Annotated in this window: 19 protein-coding genes; 17 read left to right on the top strand and 2 right to left on the bottom strand. The window is 65.5% G+C overall.

Going from position 1 to position 25,440, the window contains the following annotated elements:
• The first annotated feature begins 203 nt into the window (after positions 1-203).
• The 8 genes from IN820_RS13405 to guaD all read left to right on the top strand — a co-directional run bounded on the left by IN820_RS13405 (position 204) and on the right by guaD (position 11,491).
• Positions 204-884: an SDR family oxidoreductase gene (locus IN820_RS13405; RefSeq protein ID WP_193681432.1), complete on the top strand. Its 681-nt coding sequence runs from the start codon at positions 204-206 to the stop codon at positions 882-884.
• Positions 885-1,073: 189 nt separating this feature from the next.
• A complete protein-coding gene (locus IN820_RS13410; protein ID WP_193681433.1) occupies positions 1,074-2,429 on the top strand; it encodes an 8-oxoguanine deaminase in 1,356 nt (451 codons plus the stop codon).
• 478 nt (positions 2,430-2,907) lie between these two features.
• Positions 2,908-3,990 (top strand): BMP family ABC transporter substrate-binding protein, encoded by a 1,083-nt coding sequence (locus IN820_RS13415; RefSeq protein ID WP_193681434.1) that lies wholly within the window; start codon positions 2,908-2,910, stop codon positions 3,988-3,990.
• 99 nt (positions 3,991-4,089) lie between these two features.
• A complete protein-coding gene (locus tag IN820_RS13420; protein ID WP_193681435.1) occupies positions 4,090-5,064 on the top strand; it encodes a 2-oxoglutarate and iron-dependent oxygenase domain-containing protein in 975 nt (324 codons plus the stop codon).
• Positions 5,065-5,225: 161 nt separating this feature from the next.
• A complete protein-coding gene (gene xdhA, locus IN820_RS13425) occupies positions 5,226-6,671 on the top strand; it encodes a xanthine dehydrogenase small subunit (RefSeq protein WP_193681436.1) in 1,446 nt (481 codons plus the stop codon).
• Entirely contained in the window at positions 6,664-9,066 is a 2,403-nt protein-coding gene (xdhB, locus tag IN820_RS13430; protein WP_193681437.1) for a xanthine dehydrogenase molybdopterin binding subunit, read from the top strand. Before xdhA ends, xdhB begins: the two co-directional genes overlap by 8 nt.
• A gap of 49 nt (positions 9,067-9,115) precedes the next feature.
• Positions 9,116-9,967, top strand: a complete 852-nt coding sequence (gene xdhC, locus IN820_RS13435; protein WP_193681438.1) for a xanthine dehydrogenase accessory protein XdhC — start codon at positions 9,116-9,118, stop codon at positions 9,965-9,967.
• Positions 9,968-10,186: 219 nt separating this feature from the next.
• Entirely contained in the window at positions 10,187-11,491 is a 1,305-nt protein-coding gene (guaD, locus tag IN820_RS13440; RefSeq protein WP_193681439.1) for a guanine deaminase, read from the top strand.
• Between the two features lie 126 nt (positions 11,492-11,617).
• Here guaD and IN820_RS13445 read toward each other — a convergent pair whose 3' ends face one another.
• On the bottom strand, positions 11,618-12,373 hold the full coding sequence (locus IN820_RS13445) for a GntR family transcriptional regulator (RefSeq protein ID WP_193681440.1): 756 nt from the start codon (positions 12,371-12,373) through the stop codon (positions 11,618-11,620).
• A 371-nt stretch (positions 12,374-12,744) separates the two neighbouring features.
• Here IN820_RS13445 and IN820_RS13450 point away from each other — a divergent pair, with 371 nt between their 5' ends.
• Positions 12,745-14,091 (top strand): NCS2 family permease, encoded by a 1,347-nt coding sequence (locus tag IN820_RS13450; protein WP_193681441.1) that lies wholly within the window; start codon positions 12,745-12,747, stop codon positions 14,089-14,091.
• 58 nt (positions 14,092-14,149) lie between these two features.
• Positions 14,150-14,776: a LysE family translocator gene (locus tag IN820_RS13455; protein ID WP_193681442.1), complete on the top strand. Its 627-nt coding sequence runs from the start codon at positions 14,150-14,152 to the stop codon at positions 14,774-14,776.
• Positions 14,777-15,037: 261 nt separating this feature from the next.
• On the opposite strand, the gene uraH is transcribed toward IN820_RS13455, so the two are convergent.
• Positions 15,038-15,430 carry a hydroxyisourate hydrolase gene (uraH, locus tag IN820_RS13460; RefSeq protein ID WP_193681443.1) on the bottom strand — a complete coding sequence of 131 codons (393 nt, stop codon included), beginning with the start codon at positions 15,428-15,430 and terminating at the stop codon, positions 15,038-15,040.
• A 237-nt stretch (positions 15,431-15,667) separates the two neighbouring features.
• Here uraH and puuE point away from each other — a divergent pair, with 237 nt between their 5' ends.
• The 7 genes from puuE to IN820_RS13495 all read left to right on the top strand — a co-directional run bounded on the left by puuE (position 15,668) and on the right by IN820_RS13495 (position 25,245).
• The gene (gene puuE / locus IN820_RS13465; protein ID WP_193681444.1) at positions 15,668-16,612 is read left to right on the top strand and encodes an allantoinase PuuE; all 945 of its coding nucleotides are present in this window, start codon (positions 15,668-15,670) and stop codon (positions 16,610-16,612) included.
• Positions 16,609-17,124 (top strand): 2-oxo-4-hydroxy-4-carboxy-5-ureidoimidazoline decarboxylase, encoded by a 516-nt coding sequence (gene uraD / locus IN820_RS13470; RefSeq protein WP_193681445.1) that lies wholly within the window; start codon positions 16,609-16,611, stop codon positions 17,122-17,124. Before puuE ends, uraD begins: the two co-directional genes overlap by 4 nt.
• 66 nt (positions 17,125-17,190) lie before the next feature.
• Positions 17,191-18,186 (top strand): allantoicase, encoded by a 996-nt coding sequence (alc, locus tag IN820_RS13475; RefSeq protein ID WP_193681446.1) that lies wholly within the window; start codon positions 17,191-17,193, stop codon positions 18,184-18,186.
• Positions 18,187-18,298: 112 nt separating this feature from the next.
• The gene (locus tag IN820_RS13480; protein ID WP_193681447.1) at positions 18,299-18,811 is read left to right on the top strand and encodes an ureidoglycolate lyase; all 513 of its coding nucleotides are present in this window, start codon (positions 18,299-18,301) and stop codon (positions 18,809-18,811) included.
• Positions 18,812-18,899: 88 nt separating this feature from the next.
• On the top strand, positions 18,900-20,168 hold the full coding sequence (locus IN820_RS13485; protein WP_193681448.1) for a urate hydroxylase PuuD: 1,269 nt from the start codon (positions 18,900-18,902) through the stop codon (positions 20,166-20,168).
• A gap of 1,017 nt (positions 20,169-21,185) precedes the next feature.
• A complete protein-coding gene (locus IN820_RS13490) occupies positions 21,186-23,930 on the top strand; it encodes a cation-transporting P-type ATPase (protein ID WP_193681449.1) in 2,745 nt (914 codons plus the stop codon).
• Positions 23,931-24,420: 490 nt separating this feature from the next.
• Positions 24,421-25,245, top strand: coding sequence for an outer membrane protein OmpK (locus tag IN820_RS13495; RefSeq protein WP_193681450.1), 825 nt, complete (start codon positions 24,421-24,423; stop codon positions 25,243-25,245).
• Positions 25,246-25,440: the final 195 nt, after the last annotated feature.

Below are 25,440 nucleotides of genomic sequence, written 5' to 3' on the forward strand. Positions count from 1 at the left end.
CCTGAGGATGCAGGGTGGGCTTCAGCCCACCGAGCTACGACAGCGCGGTATCTGGTGGGCTGAAGCGGAACGCCGCCTGGCCCACCCTGTGCCTGGCGATGCTTCAGGGTAGCGACACGGCCTTACCTGCCGACCCGGCAACACCCACGACGCCGGCCGGCGCGCTATCCTTGCCCTTCCGTTGAATGCCTGAGGAGATTCCCATGAGCAAGACCGCACTCGTCATCGGCGCCTCCCGGGGCCTGGGTCTCGGCCTGGTCGAGCAGTTGAGCGACGCCGGCTGGCAGGTGATCGCCAGCGTGCGTGACCCGCAGCATGCCACAGGCCTGAAGGCCGTGCCCGGCGTGCGCATCGAGGCGCTGGACGTCACCGATGCCGCCGGCATCGAGGCACTGGCCGAACGCCTGGCGGGCATGCAATTGGATCTATTGCACATCAACGCCGGCATCGCCGGGCCGAAGAACAAGCCGGCGAGCCAGGCCAGCCGCGACGAGATCGGCGAGCTGTTCGCCACCAATGCCGTGGCACCGATCCGCCTGGCCGAACGCCTACTGCCGCTGGTGAACCCGAACAGCGGGGTGATCGCCTTCATGAGCTCGATCATGGGCAGCGTGGAATCCGGACCGGGCATGGGCATGGCGCTCTATGGCGCCAGCAAGACGGCCCTCAACCACCTGACGCGCAGCTTCGCCGCCGAGCTGGGCGAAACCGGCATCAGCGTACTGTCACTGCATCCCGGCTGGGTGCGCACCGACATGGGCGGCGATGAAGCGCCGCTGGACGTGGCGACCAGCTGCAAGGGACTGGTCGAGCAGGTGACGCAGGCAGCCGGCCAGGGTGGACATCGCTTCATCGACTACCAGGGCGACAGGCTGCCCTGGTAGGGCCCGCAGCCATGCTTCGGCAAATGCTGGCAAAATCCGCCGAATGGTTTATCTTTCCAGCCGCGTTTCGCGCCCCCGACTAGGCGTCCCCGACTAGACGTCCCCGACTAGGCGTCCCCCTGGATCAGCAGACAGGGCATAACTGAGCTGGCTCGTTTCTGAACCCCACACTTTCAGGAGAAGCCGGCCATGTCCGCTACCCGTATCTGGATCAAGAACCCTCTCGCCATCTTCACCGCGAACCAGCAGGACGCCGCCGGCGGGCTGGTGATCGAAAATGGCGTGATCGTCGAACTGCTCGGCGCCGGCCAGGCGCCGGCCACGCCGGTGGACAGCAGCTTCGATGCCCGCGAGCACGTCGTGCTGCCGGGGCTGGTCAATACGCATCATCACTTCTACCAGACCCTTACCCGCGCCTGGGGCCCGGTGGTCAACGAGCCGCTGTTCGACTGGCTGCTGACGCTCTATCCCGTCTGGGCCCGGCTGACGCCCCGGCAACTGGCGCTCGCCAGCAAAGTGGCCCTCGCCGAACTGCTGCTCTCGGGCTGCACCACGGCGGCCGACCACCACTACCTGTTTCCCGCCGGACTGGATGAGGCCATCGACATCCAGGTCGAAGCGGTACGGGAATTGGGCATGCGTGCCATGCTGACCCGCGGCTCGATGAACCTGGGCAAGCACGACGGCGGACTGCCCTGCCAGAGCGTGGTGCAGACTGCCGAGGTGATCCTCGCCGACAGCGAGCGCCTGATCGACCGCTACCATGAGCGCGGCGACGGTGCGCAGATCCAGATCGCCCTGGCGCCCTGCTCGCCCTTCTCGGTCACCACCGACATCATGCGCGCCAGCGCCGAGATGGCCGAAAAGCGCGACGTGCGCCTGCATACCCACCTGGCCGAGACGCTGGACGAGCAGGAGTTCTGTGCGCAGCGCTTCGGCATGCGCACCGTGGACTACCTGCAAAGCGTCGGCTGGCTGGGACCGCGGACCTGGCTGGCACATGGCATCCATTTCAACCAGGTCGAAATCCACCGGCTGGGCGCGGCCGGCGTCGGCATCTGCCATTGCCCGAGTTCCAACATGCGCCTGGCCTCGGGTATCTGCCACACCCTGGAACTCGAGGCAAAGGGCGCCACCATCGGCCTGGGCGTCGACGGCTCGGCGTCCAACGACGCCTCGAACATGATGCTCGAAGCGCGCCAGGCGCTGTTCATCCAGCGCTTGCGCTATGGCGCGCAGGCGATCACCCCGGAAAAGGTGCTCGGCTGGGCGACCCGCGGCTCGGCGCGCCTGCTCGGGCGCAGCGACATCGGCGAGCTGGCCATCGGCAAGCAGGCCGACCTGGCGCTGTTCAAGCTCGACGAACTGCGCTTTTCCGGCAGCCACGACCCCATCGCCGCGCTGCTGCTGTGCGGCGCCGACCGTGCCGACCGGGTGATGATCGGCGGCGAGTGGCGCGTGATCGATGGCCAGATCGAGGGCCTGGACATCGCCGGGCTGATCGCCGACCACAGCCAGGCGGCACGCCGACTGATCGCCGGCTGAAGGCCCAGGGGCGGCTCCCGTTTCGTCGCGAGCGGCGTTGCCGCGCCAAACGGCGCCACAGGCCGCAGGCAATGGTTGCTTTCGTAGGGTGGATGGCCGAAGCCATCCACGCGGATGCGACGCCTGATCTTGCGCACGAGGCGTACCCATGCATGCCCCGCGTGGAAAATCGCTTCGCGAGTTTTCCACCCTACCGCAGCGCACCCGCCAGGTGGGCGTAGGGTGGATGGCCGAAGCCATCCACGCGGATGCGGCACCTGGTCCTGCACCCGAGCCCCCACCAGTCCCGTAGCTGCACCCTCTCGGGGCGTGACAGGCACCCGACGCACCAAGGAGAATCTCCCGAAGCGCAACGAGCGGACCCCGCACGCCGCTTTTCCACGCAGCAGGCGTTTTTGTCTAGTTGGTCAGCTTTTTGCTACTACGCTTTCAGCCAAAACCATGCTTTGCCAGCAAAACCAGAAGGAGCGTCACCCCCATGCAGAAACACACACGGAAAAACATGCTGCGTGCCCTGGCCGCAGCGATCGGCTTCAGCGCGACCCTCAGCGCATCGGCAGCCGACCCGCTGAAGGTCGGCTTCGTCTACATCGGCCCGATCGGCGACCACGGCTGGACCTACCAGCACGAACAGGGCCGCAAGTACCTGGAAGAGAAGCTCGGCGACAAGGTTCAGACCAGTTTCGTCGAGAACGTGCCCGAGGGTGCCGACGCCGAGCGGGTGATCCGCAACATGGCCAAGGGTGACTATGACCTGATCTTCACCACGTCGTTCGGGTACATGAACCCGACGATCAAGGTCGCCAAGCAGTTCCCCGACGTCACCTTCGAGCACGCCACCGGCTACAAGCAGGACAAGAACGTCGGCACCTACCTGACCCGCTCCTACGAAGGCCGCTACGTCGGCGGCTTCCTCGCAGCGAAGATGACCAAGACCAAGAAGGTCGGCTACATCGCCTCGTTCCCGATCCCGGAAGTGATCCGTGACATCAACGCCATCCAGCTGGCGCTGGACAAATACAACCCCGGCACCGAGGTCAAGGTCGTCTGGGTCAACACCTGGTTCGATCCGGGCAAGGAAGCCGATGCCGCCAACGCGCTGATCGACCAGGGCGTCGACGTGGTCTTCCAGCACACCGACAGCCCGGCGCCGATCCAGGCCGCCGAGCGCCGTGGCGCCTACTCCGTCGGCTACGCTTCGGACATGGCCCACTTCGGACCGAAAGCGGTGCTGACCTCCATCGTCAACGACTGGGGCCCGCATTACGCCAAGTCCGCCGAAGCCGTGATGGCCGGCACCTGGAAATCCGAGGACTTCTGGGGCGGCCTGGCGCAGGACAGCATCAGCCTGCCGATCAGCGACCTGGTGCCGGCCGACGTCAAGGCCGAGGCCGAGCAGATCATCGCCAGCATCAAGAGCGGCGAGTTCCACCCGTTCACCGGCCCGATCAAGGACCAGTCCGGCGAGGTGCGCATCGCCGAAGGCCAGACCGCGACCATCAAGGACCTGGCTTCGATGAATTACTACGTCGAAGGCATCAAGGCCGAGTTGCCCAAATAAGCGCTGAGCTGGAAGCCTGAAGCTGGAAGCCAGCCGTGCCTGCTTCAGGCTTCAGGCTTCAGGCTTCAGGCTTCAGGCTGCGATCCAAGGTATTCCGAAATGACCCAACTGCCCATCATCGACATCTCCCCGCTGTACCGCCCCGACGAAGCCGGCCATTTCGATGTCGCCCGGCAGATCGACGCCGCCTGCCGCGACTGGGGGTTCTTCTACATCAAGGGACATCCGATCAGCGCCGAGCGTATCGCGACCCTCACCGAACAGGCACAGCGCTTCTTCGCCCTGCCGGCCGAAGAAAAGCTGAAGATCGACATCACCCGGAGCCAACATCATCGCGGCTACGGCGCCGTCGCCACCGAACAGCTCGACCCCAGCCAGCCATGCGACCTCAAGGAAACCTTCGACATGGGTTTCCACATGGGCGCCGAGCACCCCGACGTGCTGGCCGGCAAGCCGCTGCGCGGGCCCAACCGCCACCCCGCGCAGATCGACGGCTGGGTGGAACTGATGGAAGGCCACTACCGCGACATGCAGGACCTGGCCTGCACCCTGCTGCGCGCCATCGCCCTGGCGCTGGGCATCGAGCGCGACTTCTTCGACAAGCGCTTCGTCGAGCCGATCAGCGTGTTCCGCATGATCCACTACCCGCCCCGCGCCACCGCCAGCAGCGCCGAGCAGCAGGGCGCCGGCGCACATACCGACTACGGCTGCGTCACTCTGCTGCACCAGGACCAGGCCGGCGGCCTGCAGGTGCAGAACGTCAAGGGCGAATGGATCGATGCGCCGCCCATCGCAGGCACCTATGTGGTCAACATCGGCGACATGATGGCGCGCTGGAGCAACGACCGCTACAAATCGACGCCGCACCGGGTGATCAGCCCGCTGGGCGTGGATCGCTATTCCATGCCGTTCTTCGCCGAGCCGCATCCGGACACCGAAATCAGCTGCCTGCCCGGCTGCCACGACGCGGACAATCCACCGAAGTACCCGGCGACCACCTGCAGCGCCTACATGCTCTGGCGGTTCGCCGAGACCTACGCCTATCGTCGCGACAAGCAGGCCGAGAACGCCTGAACCGACTTAAATAGAAGTCGAAGCCCGGGCAACAGCGATGAGGTTCCCGCCCGAGGCGTGCGCTCGTCAGCCGCATTGACTTTTGAGTCAGGTATTTCTTGACCGAAAAGTCAGATACCGCTAGTTTTCGCTTCACAAGAACAACAGCCGGAGGCCTCGCCTTGATCCAGTTTCTCCTCAACCGGGAAATGCGCAGCGAAAGCGCGCTCGATCCCAACACCACGGTGCTCGAGTACCTGCGCGAATACCGCGGCAAGACCGGCACCAAGGAAGGTTGCGCCTCCGGCGACTGCGGCGCCTGCACTGTCGTCGTCGGCGAGCTCGACGGCGAGCGCATCCGCTATCGCACGCTGAATTCCTGCCTGACCTTCGTATCCGCCCTGCACGGCAAGCAGTTGATCACCGTCGAGGACCTCAAGGACCGCGGCCAGCTGCACAGCGTCCAGCAGGCCATGGTCGATTGCCACGGCTCGCAGTGCGGTTTCTGCACCCCCGGCTTCGTCATGAGCCTGTTCGCCCTGCAGAAGAACGCTGCCGTCAACCAATACGATCCGCACCAGACCCACGAGGCGCTGGCCGGCAACCTCTGCCGCTGCACCGGCTACCGGCCGATCCTCGCCGCCGCCGAACAGGCCTGCGGCGACCACCAGCCGGACCAGTTCGATGCCCGCGCGGCCGAAACCATCGCCCGGCTGAAGGCCATCGCGCCGCGCGAGACGGCCGAGCTGAACAGTGGCGACAAGCGCTGCCTGTCGCCGTTGACCGTGGCCGACCTGGCCGAGCTCTACAGCGCCAACCCCGAAGCCCGGCTGCTCGCCGGCGGCACCGACCTGGCGCTGGAAGTCACCCAGTTCCATCGCGCGCTGCCGGTCATGATCCATGTCGGCCAGATCGCCGAGATGAAGAAAGTCGAGATCACCGACAGCCGCATCGAGATCGGCGCCGCAACGCCGCTGACCGACTGCTACGCCGCGCTGGCCAGCGAGTACCCGGATTTCGGCGAGCTGCTGCAGCGCTTCGCCTCACTGCAGATCCGCAACCAGGGCACCCTCGGCGGCAACATCGGCAACGCCTCGCCCATCGGCGACTCGCCGCCGCTGCTGATCGCCCTCGGCGCGCAACTGCTGCTGCGCAAGGGCACCGCCAGCCGCACCCTGGCGCTGCAGGACTACTTCATCGACTACAAGGTCACCGCGCGCGAACCGGGCGAATTCATCGAGAAGATCATCGTGCCGCGGGCGCAGCCGGGGCGCATCTTCCGCGCCTACAAGGTGTCCAAACGCCTGGACGACGACATTTCCGCGGTGTGCGCGGCCTTCGACCTGAAGATCGACCAGGGCGTGGTCAGCGACGCCCGTATCGCCTTCGGCGGCATGGCGGCGATTCCCAAGCGTGCCGCGGCCTGCGAGGCGACGCTCGATGGCGCGCCCTGGAATCAACAGACGGTCGAACGCGCCTGCGAAGCCCTGGCCGAGGACTTCACGCCGCTCACCGATTTCCGTGCCAGCCGCGAATACCGCCTGCTGGTCGCGCAGAACCTGCTGCGCAAATGCTTCCTCGAACAGCAGGCCGCGAAAACCGAAACGAGGGTCACCGCTTATGTCTAATCACGTAACCGCCCGGACCCAGGAAGAGATCGCCACGCTGTTCACCCAGGACCTGATCACGGGCGTCGGCAGGAGCGTCAAGCACGACAGCGCCTCCAAGCACGTCAGCGGCGAAGCGGTGTACGTCGACGACCGCCTCGAGTTTCCCAACCAGTTGCACGTCTACGCCCGCATGAGCGATCGCGCCCATGCGCGCATCCTCAGCATCGATACCACTCCCTGCTATGCCATCCCCGGTGTCGCCATCGCCATCACCGCCGCGGACGTGCCCGGCCAGCTGGACATCGGCGCGGTCATGCCCGGCGATCCGCTGCTGGCCGACGGCAAGGTCGAATTCGTCGGCCAGCCGGTGATCGCGGTGGCCGCCGACAGTCTGGAAACGGCGCGCAAGGCCGCCATGGCCGCGGTCATCGAATACGAGGACCTGGAGCCGGTGCTCGACGTGGTCGACGCCCTGCACAGGAAGCACTTCGTGCTCGACAGCCACAGCCACCAGCGCGGCGACTCGGCCACCGCGCTGGCCGCCGCACCGCGCCGGCTGCAGGGTTCGCTGCACATCGGCGGCCAGGAACACTTCTACCTGGAGACGCAGATCTCCTCGGTGATGCCCAGCGAGGACGGCGGCATGATCGTCTACACCTCGACGCAGAACCCCACCGAGGTGCAGAAGCTGGTGGCCGAGGTGCTCGGCGTGCCGATGAACAAGGTCGTCATCGACATGCGCCGCATGGGCGGCGGCTTCGGCGGCAAGGAAACCCAGGCCGCCGGTCCCGCCTGCCTTTGCGCGGTGATCGCGCACCTGACCGGGCGCCCGAGCAAGATGCGCCTGCCACGCATGGAAGACATGACCATGACCGGCAAGCGCCACCCGTTCTACGTCGAATACGACGTCGGCTTCGATGACGACGGCCTGCTGCATGGCGTGGAAATGGACCTGGCCGGCAACTGCGGCTACTCGCCGGACCTCTCCGGCTCCATCGTCGACCGCGCCATGTTCCACGCCGACAACGCCTACTACCTGGGCGACGCCACCATCCACGGCCATCGCTGCAAGACCAACACCGCCTCGAACACCGCCTACCGCGGCTTCGGCGGCCCGCAGGGCATGGTCGCCATCGAGGAGATCATGGACGCGGTGGCCCGCGAGCTGGGCAAGGACCCGCTCGAGGTACGCAAGCGCAACTACTACGGCAAGACCGAGCGCAACGTCACCCACTACTACCAGACCGTCGAGCACAACATGCTCGAGGAGATGACCGCCGAACTGGAGGCCAGCGCCGAGTACGCCCGGCGCCGCGAGGAGATCCGCGCGTTCAATGCGAAAAGCCCGATCCTGAAGAAGGGCCTGGCGCTGACGCCGGTGAAGTTCGGCATCAGCTTTACGGCGAGCTTCCTCAACCAGGCCGGCGCGCTGGTCCACGTCTACACCGACGGCAGCATCCACCTCAACCACGGCGGCACCGAGATGGGCCAGGGGCTCAACACCAAGGTCGCCCAGGTGGTGGCCGAGGTGTTCCAGGTCGACATCGAGCGCATCCAGATCACCGCGACCAATACCGACAAGGTGCCCAACACCTCGCCGACCGCCGCGAGCAGCGGCGCCGACCTCAACGGCAAGGCGGCGCAGAACGCCGCGCAGACCATCAAGCAGCGGCTGGTCGAGTTCGCCGCGCGCAAATGGCAGGTCTACGAGGAGGACGTGGAATTCAGGAACGGCCAGGTGCGCCTGCGCGAGCAGTACATCAGCTTCGAGGAACTGATCCAGCAGGCCTATTTCGGCCAGGTCTCGCTGTCGGCCACCGGCTTCTACCGCACACCGAAGATCTTCTACGACCGCAGCCAGGCGCGCGGCCGGCCGTTCTACTACTACGCCTACGGCGCGGCCTGCTCGGAGGTGATCGTCGATACCCTGACCGGCGAATACCGCATGCTGCGCAGCGACATCCTGCACGACGTCGGCGCCTCGCTGAACCCGGCCATCGACATCGGCCAGGTCGAAGGCGGCTTCGTCCAGGGCATGGGCTGGCTGACCATGGAAGAGCTGGTGTGGAACGACAAGGGCAAGCTGATGACCTCCGGCCCGGCCAGCTACAAGATTCCGGCGGTGGCCGACATGCCGCTGGATTTGCGGGTCAAACTGGTGGAGAACCGCAAGAACCCCGAGGACACCGTGTTCCACTCCAAGGCCGTCGGCGAGCCGCCGTTCATGCTCGGCATCTCGGTGTGGTGCGCGATCAAGGACGCCGTGGCGAGCCTCGCCGACTACCGGGTCCAGCCGCAGATCGACGCCCCGGCGACGCCGGAGCGGGTGCTCATGGCTGTCGCCAAGCTGCAAGCGGCAAGCTACAAGCCGCAAGCAAAAGCCGAGGGTCGTCCAGCCCAGGAGCACGCATGAACACCGCCGCGCTTTTAACTTGTCGCTTGAAGCTCGAGGCTTGCAGCTCATGAATTGGCTCGACGCACTCGCCGAGCTGCAGCAGAAAGGCGAACCCTGCGTGCTGGTGACCATCATCGAGGAGCGCGGCTCGACGCCGCGCAATGCCGGCTCGAAGATGGTGGTCGGCCGCGAGCGCCTGTACGACACCATCGGCGGCGGGCACCTGGAGTACAAGGCCCAGCAGATCGCCCGCGAGATGCTGGAAAACCGCGTGCGCGATACTCGCCTGGAACGCTTTTCCCTCGGCGCCAGCCTCGGCCAGTGCTGCGGCGGTGCCACGCTGCTGCTGTTCGAGCCCATGGGCCAGCCGCAGGCGCATATCGCCGTGTTCGGCGCCGGCCATGTCGGCCGCGCGCTGGTGCCGCTGCTCGCCAGCCTGCCGTGCAAGGTGCGCTGGATCGACTCGCGGGAAAGCGAATTCCCCGCCGAGATCCCGCGTGGAGTGGAAAAGGTGGTCAACGATGACGTGGTCGAGGAAGTGGAGAACATGCCCGCCGGCAGCTACTTCATCGTCATGACCCACAACCACCAGCTGGACCTGGAACTGACCACGGCGATCCTCGAGCGCGGCGACTTCACCTACTACGGGCTGATCGGCTCGAAGAGCAAGCGCGCCAGGTTCGAACATCGCCTGCGCGAGCGTGGCTTCCAACCCGAGGTGGTGCAGCGCATGCGCTGCCCGATGGGCATCGCCGAGGTGAAGGGCAAGCTGCCGGTGGAGATCGCCGTATCCATCGCCGGCGAGGTGATCGCCACCTACAACGCCCATTTCGGTGAAAGAAGCGGCGAAAAGAGCCAGGACGGCGAGAAGCCGGTGCCGATGCTGCTGCCCGCCTCTCGGCGTTCCCGGGCCAACTGATCACGCGCCCTCCGTCGGAGGAGCGGGCATACGAGTCCCCTCTCCCCTCGCGGGAGAGGGCTAGGGAGAGGGGGGACGTGAGCTTTCACCCTCTCCCCCGGCCCCTCTCCCGTCAAGGGAGAGGGGAGATGCAATGCCCGACGCTTAAACAGCATTGGTCTCCGAAGGTGGCCTGCTGCAATGTCACAACGCATCATTACAACGATTTAGAGAACCGCCATGCCCCACGCCAAAGCCTACCGTGCCGCCCTGCTCCACTGCCTCGCCGACCCGCGCGAGGTCGGCATCGAGCAATCCCACGAATACTTCGAGGACGGCCTGCTGGTCGTCGAGAACGGCAAGGTGGCGCAGATCGGCCACGCGGCCGAGCTGCTGCCGACGCTGGCGACCGGCACCGAGGTCGTCGAATACCCGGACGCGCTGATCACCCCCGGCTTCATCGACACCCATATCCACTACCCGCAGGTCGGCGTGATCGGCTCCTACGGCGCGCAGTTGCTGGACTGGCTGGAAACCTACACCTTCCCCAACGAGGGCCGCTTCAGCGACATGGCGCATGCCCGCGAGCAGGCCGGGCTGTTCCTCGGCGAGCTGCTGCGCAACGGCACCACCACCGCGCTGGTGTTCGGCACGGTGCACAAGCAGTCGGTGGATGCCTTCTTCGAGGCCGCCGAGAAGCTGAACCTGCGGATGATCGCCGGCAAGGTGCTGATGGACCGCAACGCCCCGGACTTCCTCACCGACAGCGCCGAGTCCGGCTACGCCGACAGCCGCGAGCTGATCGAGCGCTGGCACGGCAAGGGCCGCCTGCACTACGCCGTCACCCCGCGCTTCGCGCCCACCAGCACGCCGGAGCAGTTGACCCTGGCCGGCAAGCTGTTCGCCGAGTTCCCGGGCCTGTACATGCACACCCATATTTCCGAGAACAAGCAGGAAGTCGCCTGGGTCAGGGAGCTGTTCCCCGAGCGCAAGGGCTACCTGGACGTCTACGACCACCACGGCCTGATCGGCCCGCGCGCGGTGTTCGCCCACGGCATCCACCTGTGCGACGACGAATGTCAGCGCCTCGGCGAGACCGGCTCGGCGGTGGCCTTCTGCCCCACTTCCAACCTGTTCCTCGGCAGCGGCCTGTTCGACCTGGCCAAGGTGGAAGGCTTCGGCGTGCGGGTCGGCCTGGGCACCGACGTCGGCGGCGGTACCAGTTTCTCGCAACTGCAAAGCCTCAACGAGGCGTACAAGGTGCTGCAGCTGCAGGGCCAGAAGCTCGATGCGTTCAAGGCGCTGTACCTGGCCACCCTGGGCGGCGCGCGCGCGCTGTACCTGGACGAGCATATCGGCAACCTGCAGCCGGGCAAGGACGCCGACTTCGTGGTGCTCGACTACAAGGCGACGCCACTGATCGATTACCGCCTGAGCCAGGCCAGCACCCTGCAGGAAAAACTCTTCGCCCTGATGATCCTCGGCGACGACCGCGCCGTGAAGGAAACCTATGCCGCCGGGGTTTCGGTGCACCGAAAGGTGTAAAGCCAACCCGTAGGGTGGAAAACTCGCAAAGCGATTTTCCACGCGGACGTGCATGGATACGCCTCGTGCGGGGAGATCGGGCACCGCACTCGCGTGGATGGCTTCGGCCATCCACCCTACGTTCTCTCAGCGCTTTTTCGCGGCTTTTCCAGCCTTCGCCACGATGTGCGAAAACACCGCGTGCAGGTCGCCGGAGGCGCTGTCTTCCTCGAGGTTGAGCTTGCTGTCGATATGGTCCATGTGATGCATCATCAGGCTCACCGCCCGGTCGCTGTCGCGCGCGGCGATGGCGTCGATCAGCTCGTTGTGCTCGTCGTAGGAGCAGTGCGAGCGGCTACCGCCCTCGTATTGGGCGATGATCAGCGAGGTCTGCGACACCAGGCTGCGCTGGAAACTCACCAGTGGCGTGTTCTTCGCCGCTTCGGCGAGCTTGAGGTGGAACTCGCCGGACAGGCGGATACCGGCGCCCCGGTCGCCACGGGCGAAGCAATCGCGCTCGTCCGTCACCATCTGCCGCAGCTCGGCGAGCTGCTCGTCGCTGGCATGCTGCACCGCCAGCTCGGTGATGGCACGCTCGACCAGGCGGCGGGCGAAGAAGATCTGCCGCGCTTCGGCCACGCTCGGGCTGGCGACCACCGCGCCACGATTGGGCCGCAGCAGTACCACGCCCTCATGGGCGAGGCGCGACAAGGCACGCCGAATGATGGTGCGGCTGACCCCGAAGATCTCCCCCAGCGCTTCCTCGCTGAGCTTGGTGCCCGGCGCCAGGCGCTGTTCGAGGATGGCGTCGAAGATGTGCGCATAAACGATATCGTCCTGCGTCCCGGTGCGAATCTTGCCGTTTTTGCTCGGCTTCTTCAGGGGCTGCAACTGTTCGTTCATCGATGGCTCGCATATGAGGGTGTCGGCAAGGCAGAACTTTACTGTGTTCGCGAAGCCACTGGCAGTTCGCCGTGCAAAATAAAGCGAAGAAAAGCCGCATACATTGTGCACAATCAACTTTTCCGCAGCCGTTCAGGCGTACCACTCGCCTCTGTGAATACGCGCAACGAGGCGATCAGATACCAGGATTACCGACAAAACCGTTTCTTATTTCGTTTCATTGATTGCATTTCTTGTATACAAACGCATAATCCGGGAAGCATTTCTGACCTTTCGGTCAACTACCGAAGCAGGATGCGCCTACCATCACCCACCCCTCGGGAGTACTTGCGCTCCGGGTGATCGACAACAAGAACGATGAGGAACACCCAGTGGAAAGCATCAAGCAGGAACACAAGGCTGCGCACCTGCAGCAGAAGGCACCCGGCTGGCTCGACCGCTTCTTCAGGCTCAGCGAGCACCGCACCAGTGTCCGTACCGAGCTGCTCGCCGGCCTGACGACATTCGTCACCATGGTCTACATCATCTTCGTCAACCCCAACATCATGGCCGACGCCGGCGTCGATCACGGCGCGGCATTCGTCGCGACCTGCATCGGCGCCGCGCTCGGCTGCTTCCTCATGGGCCTGTATGCCAACTGGCCGGTGGGCCTGGCGCCGGGCATGGGGCTGAATGCCTTCTTCACCTACACGGTGGTCGGCGAGATGGGCTACAGCTGGCAGATCGCCCTGGGCGCGGTGTTCATCTCCGGCGTGCTGTTCATGTTCATGAGCCTGTCGCGCATCCGCGAATGGCTGCTCAACAGCATCCCGATGAGTTTGCGCTTCGCCATGGGTGCCGGGGTCGGCCTGTTCCTCGGGCTGATCGGCCTGAAGACCGCCGGCATCGTCGTCGACAGCCCGGCCACGCTACTGACCATGGGCTCGTTCGCCGAACCTTCGGCACTGCTGGCGGCCATCTGCTTCCTGCTGATCGCGGCCCTCAGCCACCGCAACGTATTCGGCGCCATTCTGGTCAGCATCCTGGCGGTGACCGGCATCGGCTGGGCGCTGGGGCTGGTGGAGTACAACGGCCTGGTGTCGATGCCGCCGAGCCTGGCGCCGACCTGGCTGGCGATGGATATCGCCGGTGCGCTCAACGTGGCGATGGTCAGCGTGATCCTGGCGTTCCTCTTCGTGAACATGTTCGACACCGCCGGCACGCTGATGGGCGTGGCGCACCGCGCGCATCTGGTCGACGAGGACGGCAAGATCCAGAACCTGTCCCGCGCACTGAAAGCCGACAGCACCTCCAGCGTGGTCGGAGCGTTCGTCGGTTGCCCACCGGTGACCAGCTACGTGGAAAGCGCCTCGGGCGTCGCCGCGGGCGGGCGCACCGGACTGACCGCGATCACCGTCGGCGTGCTGTTCCTCGCGGCGATGTTCTTCGCCCCGCTGGCCGGCATGATCCCCGCCTACGCCACCGCCGGCGCGCTGATCTACGTGGCGATGCTGATGATGAGCGGCTTGGCGCACATCGATTGGGAAGACCTCACGGACACCATTCCGGCGATCGTCACCGTGGTGATGATGCCGCTGACCTTCTCCATCGCCAACGGCATCGCCCTGGGCTTTTTGACCTATGCGACGTTGAAGCTGCTGACCGGCCAGCGCGACAAGGTGTCGATCAGCCTGTACGTGCTCTGTGTCATATTCATCGCCAAGTTCGCGTTCCTCTGAGCGAGGCGAAATCCAGGCCCGCCGCTTGCGGCGGGTTTTTCATGTAGGGGGTAGCTGAATGAACGTGGAGACCTGGTTGCTGTTCGCGAGCGCGGCGCTGGTGGTGATCCTGATTCCCGGCCCGCTGTCACTGCTGATGATCGGCAACAGCCTCAACTACGGCGTGCGCCGCTCCTGGCCGGCCTTCGTCGGCGGCGTCAGCGCCTCGATCTGCCTGCTCAGCGCCTCGGCCGCCGGCCTCGGTGCGCTGCTGCTGGCCTCGGAACGGCTGTTCAGCGCGCTCAAGCTGGTCGGCGCGCTGTACCTGTTCTATCTCGCCTGGCAAAGCTGGCAGGCCTCGCGCCAGGCCGGCACGCCGGCCGGCCTGCCGGCGGCCCTGCCCTACCCCGGCTTCCGCCCGCTGTTCTGGCGCGCCTTCGGCCTGGGCGCCAGCAACCCCAAGGACATCCTGTTCTTCGCCGCCTTCCTGCCGCAATTCCTCAGCGCCGAACGGCCCTTCCTGCCGCAGTTGCTGGTGATGATCGCCACCTGGGCGGTGCTCGACCTGTGCTGCAAGCTCTTCTATGGCCTGTGCGCCCACGGCGCGGCGCGCTACCTGCGCACCGGCAATGGGCAAGTGTGGTTCAACCGCATCAGCGCCGCCCTATTCGGGGGCGCGGGGACGGCGTCGCTGTTGAGCCGGTGAGGCTCGCCCCGCTTTTCGGTAGGAGGTGCCTGCGCGTCTTCGATGCAGCGCTGTCGGGCAGCAAACAGGGTGCAGCCCCGAGAAAGCCGCATGGGCACACCGAGCCCGTAGGAGCCGGGGGGGACGCCGAGTCCTTGCCGGCGATCATCGGCGTTGCGGCCGATCGCCCGCAAGCGGGCTCCTACGACCACCACCACAAAAAACCCGCCACGAAGGCGGGTAAAGGGACTCAGGGAGAGTCAATGCACGGCAAAAATGGATTCAACTGCCCCGATAGGTGGAGTAGCTGTAGGGAGAAATCAGCAGCGGCACGTGGTAATGGTCCTGCCCGGCATCGATGCCGAACCGCAGCACCACCACGTCGAGGAACGCCGGCTCGGCCAGCGCGGCTCCACGGCGGCGGTAGTAGTCGCCGGCGCTGAACTGCAACTGGTAGACGCCCGAACGATAGGCTTCGCCTTCGAGCAGCGGGCTGTCGCAACGGCCGTCGGCGTTGGTTTCGCGCGTGGCGACCAGCTCCAGGCCCTGCGCCTCGACGCGATACAGCTCGACCTTGATGCCGCTGCCCGGACAACCGTGGGCAGCATCCAGTACGTGTGTGGTCAAACGGCCCACGTGCACCTCCGCTTCAATGGATGGAATGCACTGGAGCATAGCATGCGAATGCAGTCATTCAAGACAATTCAATAACAAAATTGTACACAACACAAAAAACCCGAGCTGGCCCGTTTCCTGCTGGACTTCCAGGCAGTGACTGACGCGGATTGGCGCGCTTCGCCGGATAAGCGGGCGCAACGGGAGGCAATTTTCTTATTTACAAAGCGCAATTCGTTTTGTATACAATCTACATCCGGTCGCCCCGTCACGACCTGCCACAAAGGAAGCATCACAGTGAACGCCGACTACCCTCGCGACCTCATCGGTTACGCCAGCAATCCGCCCCACCCGCATTGGCCGGGCGAGGCCCGCATCGCCCTGTCCTTCGTGCTGAACTACGAGGAAGGCGGCGAGCGCTGCGTGTTGCATGGTGACAAGGAGTCCGAGGCGTTCCTCTCCGAGATGGTCGCCGCACAGCCGTTGCAGGGCGTGCGCCACATGAGCATGGAGTCGCTCTACGAATACGGCAGCCGCGCCGGCGTCTGGCGCCTGCTCAAGCTGTTCGACAAGCACGGCATTCCGCTGACCGTGTTCGCCGTGGCGATGGCCGCGCAGCGTCACCCCGAGGCGATCCGCGCGATGGTCGACGCCGGTCACGAGATATGCAGCCACGGCTACCGCTGGATCGACTACCAGTACATGGACGAGGCGCAGGAACGTGAGCATATGCTCGAGGCCATCCGCATCCTCACCGAGCTGACCGGCGAACGCCCGGTCGGCTGGTACACCGGCCGCACCGGCCCCAACACCCGGCGCCTGGTGCGCGAGGAAGGCGGCTTCCTCTACGACTCCGATACCTACGATGACGACCTGCCCTACTGGGACCCGGAATCGACGCCGGACAGGCCGCACCTGGTGATCCCCTATACGCTGGACACCAACGACATGCGCTTCACCCAGGTGCAGGGCTTCAACAAGGGCGACGACTTCTTCGAGTACCTCAAGGACGCCTTCGACGTGCTCTATGCCGAAGGCTGCGAAGGGGCGCCGAAGATGCTCTCGATCGGCATGCATTGCCGCCTGCTCGGCCGCCCGGCGCGGATCGCCTCGCTGGCACGCTTCATCGACTATGTGAAAGGTCACGACAAGGTCTGGTTCGCCCGCCGCGCCGATATCGCCCGCCACTGGCACGCCACCCACCCATTCTCTTCGGATAAAGAGCAAGGAGAAGCGAAATGAGCCGCTTCCAGACCCTGACCCCGTCCCGACTGGACCGCGACGCATTCGTCGCCGCCTTCGCCGACATCTACGAGCACTCGCCCTGGGTCGCCGAGCGCGCCTACGAGCAGGGCGTGGACGCCAGCCTCGACGACATCGACACGCTGCACCAGCGCATGGCCGGCATCCTGCTCGCTGCCAGCCGCGAAGAACAGCTGGCGCTGATCAACGCTCACCCGGACCTTGCCGGCAAGGCCGCCGTCCGCGGCGAGCTCACCGCCTCCTCCACCTCGGAGCAGGCCGGCGCCGGCATCCACGAATGCAGCGCCGAAGAATTCGCTCGCTTCACCGCGCTCAACGACGCCTACAAGGCCCGGTTCGGCTTCCCCTTCATCAAGGCGGTGAAAGGCAGCAACCGGCACCAGATCCTGGCGGCCTTCGAGGAGCGCATCCACAACGCACCCGAGCAGGAGTTCGCCACGGCGCTGGCCGAGATCAACAAGATCGCCCTGTTCCGACTGCAGGCGATGTGACCTAGCAACACCGCAACACAGGCAATAAAGGCAGAAACCGCTCCACTCAATTCAAGGCAGATCGCGATGAAAGCTTACGCCGTACCTTTCGAGAAATACGTCAACCTGGCCGACGCCCGCCTGGGCACCCGCGCCATTTCCGTCACCGACGACTGGTTCGCCGACGTCAACCGGCTGTTCCAGCCGACGCCGGCCGTATGGAAGGAGGGCGTGTTCGATGACAACGGCAAGTGGATGGATGGCTGGGAGTCGCGCCGCAAGCGGTTCGAAGGCTACGACCACGCGGTGATCCGCCTGGGCGTGCCGGGCCAGATCAAGGGCGTGGACATCGACACCAGCCATTTCACCGGCAACTATCCGCCGTCGGCGTCGCTGGAAGCCTGCTTCGTCGCCGAAGGCGACCCGGACGCGGATACCATCTGGAGCGAGATCCTCCCGGCGGTGGAGCTTCAGGGCAACAGCCACCACTACCACGAGATCGCCTTCGAGCAACCGGTCAGCCACCTGCGCTTCAACATCTACCCGGACGGCGGCGTGGCACGCCTGCGCGTACACGGCATTCCGTTCCGCGACTGGAGCAGCGTCGGCGACAACGAGCAGATCGACCTGGCCGCCGCACTCAACGGCGGCCGCGCCCTGGCCTGCTCCGACGAGCACTTCGGCCGCATGAGCAACATCCTCAACCCGAACCGTGGCGAGAACATGGGCGACGGCTGGGAAACCGCGCGCCGCCGCACCCCGGGCAACGACTGGGTGATCGTCGCCCTCGGCCATCCGGGCGAAATCGAGCGCATCGTCGTCGATACCCTGCACTTCAAGGGCAACTACCCGGACAGCTGCTCGATCCAGGCGGCCTACGTCAAGGGCGGCACCGACAGCCAGATCGAGACCCAGAGCCTGTTCTGGCGCGAGCTGCTGCCGAGCCAGAAGCTTTCGATGCACGCCGAACACGAGTTCGCCGAACAGATCGCCCAGCTCGGCCCGGTGACCCACGTGCGCCTGAACATCTTCCCGGACGGCGGCGTCAGCCGGCTGCGCCTGTTCGGCAAGGTGGCGCGTTAAGACCCGCTAGCCGTAGGGTGGGTGAAACCCGCCGATGCGGAGCCGGCATACGGCACGGACGGCGGGTTGCAACCCGCCCTACGGACCTCCCAACCCAGACAACGAGAACAGCATGCGCACATTGACCATCGAGCCGCTGACCAAGGATGCCTTCGCCCCCTTCGGCGACGTCATCGAGACCGACGGCAGCGAGTACTTCATGATCAACAACGGCTCCACCCGCCGCTATCACAAGCTGGCGACGGTGGAGACCGCGCAGCCGGAAGACCGGGCGATCATCAGCATCTTCGCCGCCGAGGCGCTGGAGATGCCGCTGGTGATCCGCATGCTGGAGCGTCATCCGCTGGGCAGCCAAGCCTTCGTGCCGCTGCTCGGCAAGCCCTTTCTGGTCGTGGTCGCGCCCCCTGGCGATGCACCTGTACCGGGCCACGTCCGCGCATTCGTCAGCAATGGCAGGCAGGGCGTCAATTACCACCGCGGCGTCTGGCACCACCCGGTGCTGACGATCGAAAAGCGGGATGAATTCCTGGTGGTCGATCGCAGCGGTTCTGGCAACAACTGCGACGAGTACTTTTTCACGGAGAGTGAACAGCTTCTCCTCGACCCCCAATCGGAATCGCGCTGAGCATCTGCCGCGTCCGCGACGTGCTCGAGCCGGTTCCAACAAGAAGAAACAGCGGCCGCCTCACCGGCCGTGCGAGAGGTAAACAAAAGTGGACGCACATCTGACCGAATGGCTGAACCTGGGTATTCGCTGGATTCACATGATCGTCGGCATCGCCTGGATCGGTGCCTCCTTCTATTTCGTCTGGCTGGAGAACAACCTCAACCGCAGCAACCCGCGCGAAGGGCTCTCGGGTGATCTCTGGGCCATCCACGGTGGCGGCATCTACCACCTGGAGAAATACAAGCTGGCCCCACCGCAGATGCCGGAGAACCTGCACTGGTTCAAATGGGAGGCCTACACCACCTGGCTCTCGGGCGTCGCCCTGCTGATGGTGGTCTACTACCTCAACCCGAGCCTCTACCTGATCGCGCCGGGCAGCGAGCTGAGCCCGGCCGCCGCCATTGCCATCGGCTTCGGCTCGCTGATCGTCGGCTGGTTCATCTACGACCTGCTCTGCGACTCGCCGCTGGGCAAGACGCCGGCCCTGCTCGGCCTGGTGCTGTTCGTGCTGGTGATCGCCGCCTGCTGGGGCTACTCGCAGATCTTCAGCGGCCGCGCCGCCTACATCCACACCGGCGCGCTGATCGGCACCATCATGGTCGGCAATGTGTTCCGCATCATCATGCCGGCCCAGCGCGCACTGGTGGCGGCCATCGAGCAGAACCGCACGCCCGATCCGGTGCTGCCGGCCAAGGGCCTGCTGCGCTCTCGGCACAACAACTACTTCACCCTGCCGGTGCTGTTCATCATGATCAGCAACCACTTTCCGAGCACCTACGGCAGCCAGTACAACTGGCTGATCCTCGCCGCCCTCGGTGCGCTGTCGGTGCTGGCTCGCCATTATTTCAACACCCGCCACGACAGCAACCGCTTCGCCTGGGCGCTGCCGGCCGCCGCAGTGGGGATGATCTGCCTGGCCTTCGTCACCTCGCCCAACCGTCAGCCGGCCGCACCGAACCTCGCCGCCACCACGCCGGAACAGGCCAGCCAGGCCGCGCAGCAGCAGCCGCAGCAGGCTGTCGAACGACCCGCGACGGCAGCCGCCGGCGATGGCGTCGCGTTCGCCGAAGTGAGCAATGTGATCCACGAGCGCTGCACCGTCTGCCATTCGGCGCAGCCGACCAGCCCGCTGTTCAGTGCCGCCCCCGCCGGCGTGATGTTCGACACGCCGCAGCAGATGCGCCAGCAGGCGGCCAAGATCCACGCGCAGACCGTCGCCAGCCAGATCATGCCGCTGGGCAACATCACCCAGATGACCACGGAAGAGCGCCAGTTGATCGGCCAGTGGATCGCCCAGGGCGCCCATACCGAATAACGGCCCGCCCCGAGGAAAAAGCCGAAGCCCGCTCGATGCGGGCTTCGGCTTTTTCAGGTCTCGAGTTCGGTTCTTTGCATTTCTCCGGGACAGGGTTGCTTGACAATGGACTGGCAAGACTGGGTGATGGTGCTGCTGTTCGGTTTGGTCTGGAGCTTCGTCGTTAAATCGATTATCGAGTGTGCTGATACTTCTGGTTTCGCCCTGCTGGGCGAGTCCCCTTTTCTTGTTTGGCCAAGAAAAAGGAACCAAAAAGAAGGCCACCCGACATCCGGCCCCGGCTGCGCCGGGGTTCCCTCCTTCCGATGCCGCTCCGGGGGCCGTCACGAAGGGGCGTCCCTGCCCCTTCATTCCTCGCTCGGCGTCCCTGCCTCGCGTCCCCCTGCGCGACACCTCTACTCGGCCTCCTGACGGGAACGGAGTCCGAGCCGCCTGAAAGGTCGTTGATGTTTGCTTTGGCTTGGCTTTTTCTTTGCACGAACTGTCAGGCGACTCCAAATGCCCCATCAGGAGGGTGAGTGGAATCGTTGCGCAGAGGGGCGAGCCGCAGGGATGCGGCGAGAGTCGTAAAGGGCCATGGATGGCCCTTGTACGACGACCCTCGGAGCGGCGATGGAGCGAACGAACCCCGGCGCAGCCGGGGCCGGATGCAGGGGCAAGCCCTTTTGGTTCCTTTTGGGGCGACTGCCAAAAGGGACTCGCCCAGCAGGGCGAAACCAAGCTATCAGACAGCTCGATAAGGGCCAATGAAAGCAAAACTTTCATTCAGCACACGCAAACTTGCCAGTCCGGTATCAAATCTTTGCTTCCTCGAGAAAGCGCAATGAGCCGCCAGTTCTCTGGCAGGCCTTTACCACCGCAGGACACACGCCCACAGCTCCGGTGCGAACCGGACATCCCCCTGCAGTGTTCGGAAACACAACTTCTTGCCGGAAATCATGCCGACCGACGGGCGGTTGGGTAAGCTCGAAGGCACCAGCCACCGCCCCCCCATGGACCCACCCAGAGGCGCCGGTCATGAAAGATCGCTCGACCCCCCACCCCAGCGAACAGTCGCAACCGAGCTGGCACACCCTGCCGGCCGCCGAAGTCGAAACGCAGCTGCAAAGCGGGCCGGATGGGCTGGCGGACGACGAAGCGGCGCGGCGCATCGGCCAGTACGGCCCCAACCGTCTCGCCCCGCCCAAGCGCCGCGGCGTGCTGATGCGGCTGCTGATGCAGTTCCACAACATCCTGCTCTACGTGATGCTCGGCGCGGCGGTGATCACCGCCATCCTCGGGCACTGGGTCGATACCGGCGTGCTGCTCGCCGCCGTGGTGATCAACGCCATCATCGGCTTCATCCAGGAAGGCAAGGCCGAAGCCGCGCTGGATGCCATCCGCGCCATGCTCTCCCCTCACGCCACCGTGGTTCGCGGCGGCAACCGCCGGCAGATCGACGCCGCCGAGCTGGTACCGGGCGATCGGGTATTGCTGGTTTCCGGCGACCGGGTACCGGCCGACCTGCGCCTGGTGAAGGTGAAGGAACTGCGCGTCGAGGAAGCCGCACTCACCGGCGAATCCCTGCCGGTGGAGAAAAGCACCGAAGCGGTCGCGGCCGATGCGCCCCTGGGTGATCGCTACGGCATGGCCTACTCCGGCACGCTGGTGGTGTTCGGCCAGGCCACGGGCATCGTCGTGGCCACCGGCGCGGCGACCGAGCTGGGCAAGATCAACCAGATGCTCACCGGCATCCAGAACCTGACCACCCCGCTGCTGCGCCAGGTGGATCATTTCGGCCGCTGGCTGGCCTTCGCCGTGCTGGTCGCCTCCGCCGCCACCTTCGTCCTCGGCACGCTCTGGCGCGGCCAACCGGCTGCCGACATGTTCATGATGGCCGTGGCCCTGGCCGCTTCGGCGATTCCCGAGGGCCTGCCGGCGATCATGACCGTCACCCTGGCCCTGGGCGTACAGCGCATGGCCCAGCGCAACGCGATCATCCGACGCCTGCCGGCAGTGGAGACCCTGGGCTCGGTGACGGTGATCTGCTCCGACAAGACCGGCACCCTCACCCGCAACGAGATGACCGTGCAGCGGGTGGTCTGCGCCGAGCATGTATTCGACGTCTCCGGCGTGGGCTACGAGCCGCTGGGCGACTGCCGACTCGACGACCGGATCGTCGACCCCGAGCATTACCCCGCGCTGGCGCTGGCGATCCGCACCGGGGTGCTGTGCAACGACGCCCACCTCCAGCAGCAGGCCCACCAGTGGTGCGTCATGGGCGATCCCACCGAGGGCGCGCTGCTGGTCCTGGGCGGCAAGGTCGGCTTCAGCCAGCATGTCGCCGATGGCGCCTGGCCGCGGCTGGATTCGATTCCCTTCGAATCGCAGCACCGCTTCATGGCCTCCTACCACCAGGACAGCGATGGCGAACCCTGGATCTTCGTCAAGGGCGCGCCCGAGCGCATCCTGGAGATGTGCGCCAGCCAGGCCGGGCAGGCCGGCGACCAACCCATCGAGCCCGACTACTGGCGGCGGATGGCGATCGACACCGCGGCCAAGGGGCTGCGCCTGCTGGCGCTGGCCTGCAAGCGTGCCGCACCGGCGAACGGCCAGTTGGCCTTCGCCGATGTCGAAGCCGGCTACACCCTGCTGGCGCTGGTCGGCATCATCGACCCGCCGCGCGAGGAAGCCATCGCCGCGGTGGACGAATGCCACCGTGCCGGCATCCGCGTGAAGATGATCACCGGCGACCATGCCGAGACCGCGCGGGCCATCGGCGCCCAGCTCGCCATCGGCGTCGGCAAGCCGGCGGTGACCGGCGCCGAAGTGGCGCTGATGGATGATGCCGCCCTGCGCCAGGTGGCCATGGACGTCGATGTGTTCGCCCGCGCCAGCCCGGAACACAAGCTGCGCCTGGTCCAGGCCCTGCAGAACGACGGTCAGGTCGTGGCCATGACCGGCGACGGCGTCAACGATGCACCGGCGCTCAAGCGCGCCGACGTCGGCGTGGCCATGGGCATGAAAGGCACCGAAGCGGCCAAGGAGGCCTCGGACATGGTGCTGGCCGACGACAACTTCGCCACCATCGCCTCCGCCGTGCGCGAGGGTCGCGCGGTCTACGACAACCTGAAGAAGTTCATCCTGTTCATGCTGCCCACCAACGGCGGCGAGGCGCTGGTGGTGATCGCGGCGATCCTTTTCGAGCTCACCCTGCCGCTGACCCCGGCGCAGGTACTGTGGATCAACATGGTCACCTCCTGCACCCTGGGGCTGGCGCTGGCCTTCGAACCGGCCGAGCGCGGCATCATGGGCCGCCGGCCGCGGCCGCCGGGCGAGGCCCTGTTGTCGGGCTTCTTCATCTGGCGCGTGCTGATGGTGTCGGTGCTGATGATGAGCGGCGCCCTCGGCCTGTTCCTCTGGGAAATGAACAGCAGCGGCAACGTCGAAGCGGCACGCACCATGGCCGTCAATGCCGTGGTGATGGCGGAGATGTTCTACCTGCTCAACAGCCGCTCGATCCTCGCGTCGGTCGCCAATCGCCAGGGCCTGACGGGCAACCCCTACGTGCTGCTGGCCATCGCCGCCTGCATCCCCTTGCAACTGGCGTTCACCCATGCGCCGATCATGCAGTCGATCTTCGGTTCGACCCATCTTTCGCCGCAACAATGGGCCCTGGTGGTCTGCGCCGGCCTGCTGGTGTTCTGCGTGGCCGAACTGGAGAAACTGGTGATCCGGCGTACCCCGCTGGCCGCACGGATCGCGCCGACCACGGTGTCCTGAGCCCACCCCGCAGGCGAAGCCTGGCAGGGGCCTCCTGCCCGGTTTCGCTGGGGTGACGGCCGCCAATACCGCCGCGACTGGCGAGCAACCGGCACAAGAAAATTGTGCACAATATGAAAATTAATTGTTTATCAGCATGTCTACAGATTGTTATAGTCAGGACGCTCCCGAGCGTTTCGCGCTCAGCGAGATGAGGTGCCGTGAAGCCTCGCAAGCCCATGACCGACAACAACAAGATGGCAGGCTTAACCATGACCGCAAGCGCTACCAGGAGCGGCACCGCTCCTCCGCGTCCAGCCCCCGCGTTCCCGACCGAGCGTCCGTTCCACCCTCCCGATCGGCCCACCTCCGCGCCGCCTCCGGCCGTCGTTACGGCTGCCGGCTGAATCGCCAGGTTCGCGCTTCCCGCCGCCAGGACCTTCGCGGAGAATACGCGCCGGTCGCCGCTTGGCTTCACGTACGAAAAGAACACCAACAGGAAAACGACACCATGCATTTGAAGACTGCCCCACTCTGCCTCGCCCTCGCTGGCGGCCTGCTCGCTGCCCCGGCCATGGCCGGCGACCTGCTGCACTGGCAGAACAACAGCCTGACCTACCTCTACGGCAAGAACTTCGCCGTCGACTCCGGCGAGGATGGCCGCGAAGCCGCCATCCAGCAGACCATCACCTTCGAACACGCCAGCGGCTGGAGCTGGGGCGACATGTTCCTGTTCGTCGACCACAAGTGGTTCAACGGCCACTCTGGCAAGGACGGACGCACCTACTACGGCGAATTCAGCCCGCGCCTGTCGCTGGGCAAGCTCACCGGGGCCGACCTGTCCTTCGGCCCGATCAAGGACGTGCTGATCTCCGCCACCTACGAGCGCGGCGAAAGCCAGGCCGACGGCACCCCGAACCAGAACTACCTGCTCGGCCCGGCGGTGGATCTCGAAGTGCCCGGCTTCGACCGCTTCGCCATCAACACCTACTACCGCAAGCCCGACGGCGCCACCGGCAACCCCGGCGGCCAGTGGCAGATCACCCCGACCTGGGCCATGACCATTCCGGTGGGCAAGTCGGACATCCTCTTCGACGGGTACATCGACTGGGTGGTCAATGACAAGACAAGCGGTGGCCGCGAACTGAAGAAGAACTTCCACTTCAACCCGCAGGTGAAGTACGACCTGGGCAAGGCCCTGGATCACGAGGCCGGCAGGCTCTACGTCGGCATCGAGTACGACTACTGGACCAACAAGTACGGCATCGAGGACAGCAGCGCCTTCAATACCGACAACAATGTGGTGAATTTCATCGTCAAGGCGCACTACTTCTGAGCCTTGAGCAAGACGGCACGCTGGCGCTTTCATAGGAAGCGCCTCCGCGTCTTCGCCGCAGCGCTGTCGCGCAGCAAACAGGGTACGGCAGGGCCTGGAGTTGGAGTGCACGCGGTGGGCTGAAATCCGCCCTGCCTGGTCCCCTATCGCCTCAGGTCACTTCCTCGGAAGGCAGCATGTGTACACCGACCCCGT

Source organism: Pseudomonas lopnurensis (assembly GCF_015070855.1).
Taxonomy (GTDB): domain Bacteria; phylum Pseudomonadota; class Gammaproteobacteria; order Pseudomonadales; family Pseudomonadaceae; genus Stutzerimonas; species Stutzerimonas lopnurensis.

Bases quoted from the DNA above. Each gene is read 5' to 3' on its own strand.
- uraH (WP_193681443.1), bottom strand. From the start codon at position 15,430: ATGCTCCAGTGCATTCCATCCATTGAAGCGGAGGTGCACGTGGGCCGT.
- guaD (WP_193681439.1), top strand. From the start codon at position 10,187: ATGCCCCACGCCAAAGCCTACCGTGCCGCCCTGCTCCACTGCCTCGCC.
- IN820_RS13410 (WP_193681433.1), top strand. From the start codon at position 1,074: ATGTCCGCTACCCGTATCTGGATCAAGAACCCTCTCGCCATCTTCACC.
- IN820_RS13420 (WP_193681435.1), top strand. From the start codon at position 4,090: ATGACCCAACTGCCCATCATCGACATCTCCCCGCTGTACCGCCCCGAC.
- xdhB (WP_193681437.1), top strand. From the start codon at position 6,664: ATGTCTAATCACGTAACCGCCCGGACCCAGGAAGAGATCGCCACGCTG.
- IN820_RS13405 (WP_193681432.1), top strand. From the start codon at position 204: ATGAGCAAGACCGCACTCGTCATCGGCGCCTCCCGGGGCCTGGGTCTC.
- alc (WP_193681446.1), top strand. From the start codon at position 17,191: ATGAAAGCTTACGCCGTACCTTTCGAGAAATACGTCAACCTGGCCGAC.
- IN820_RS13415 (WP_193681434.1), top strand. From the start codon at position 2,908: ATGCAGAAACACACACGGAAAAACATGCTGCGTGCCCTGGCCGCAGCG.
- IN820_RS13490 (WP_193681449.1), top strand. From the start codon at position 21,186: ATGAAAGATCGCTCGACCCCCCACCCCAGCGAACAGTCGCAACCGAGC.
- xdhC (WP_193681438.1), top strand. From the start codon at position 9,116: ATGAATTGGCTCGACGCACTCGCCGAGCTGCAGCAGAAAGGCGAACCC.
- IN820_RS13480 (WP_193681447.1), top strand. From the start codon at position 18,299: ATGCGCACATTGACCATCGAGCCGCTGACCAAGGATGCCTTCGCCCCC.
- IN820_RS13445 (WP_193681440.1), bottom strand. From the start codon at position 12,373: ATGAACGAACAGTTGCAGCCCCTGAAGAAGCCGAGCAAAAACGGCAAG.
- uraD (WP_193681445.1), top strand. From the start codon at position 16,609: ATGAGCCGCTTCCAGACCCTGACCCCGTCCCGACTGGACCGCGACGCA.
- IN820_RS13455 (WP_193681442.1), top strand. From the start codon at position 14,150: ATGAACGTGGAGACCTGGTTGCTGTTCGCGAGCGCGGCGCTGGTGGTG.
- IN820_RS13495 (WP_193681450.1), top strand. From the start codon at position 24,421: ATGCATTTGAAGACTGCCCCACTCTGCCTCGCCCTCGCTGGCGGCCTG.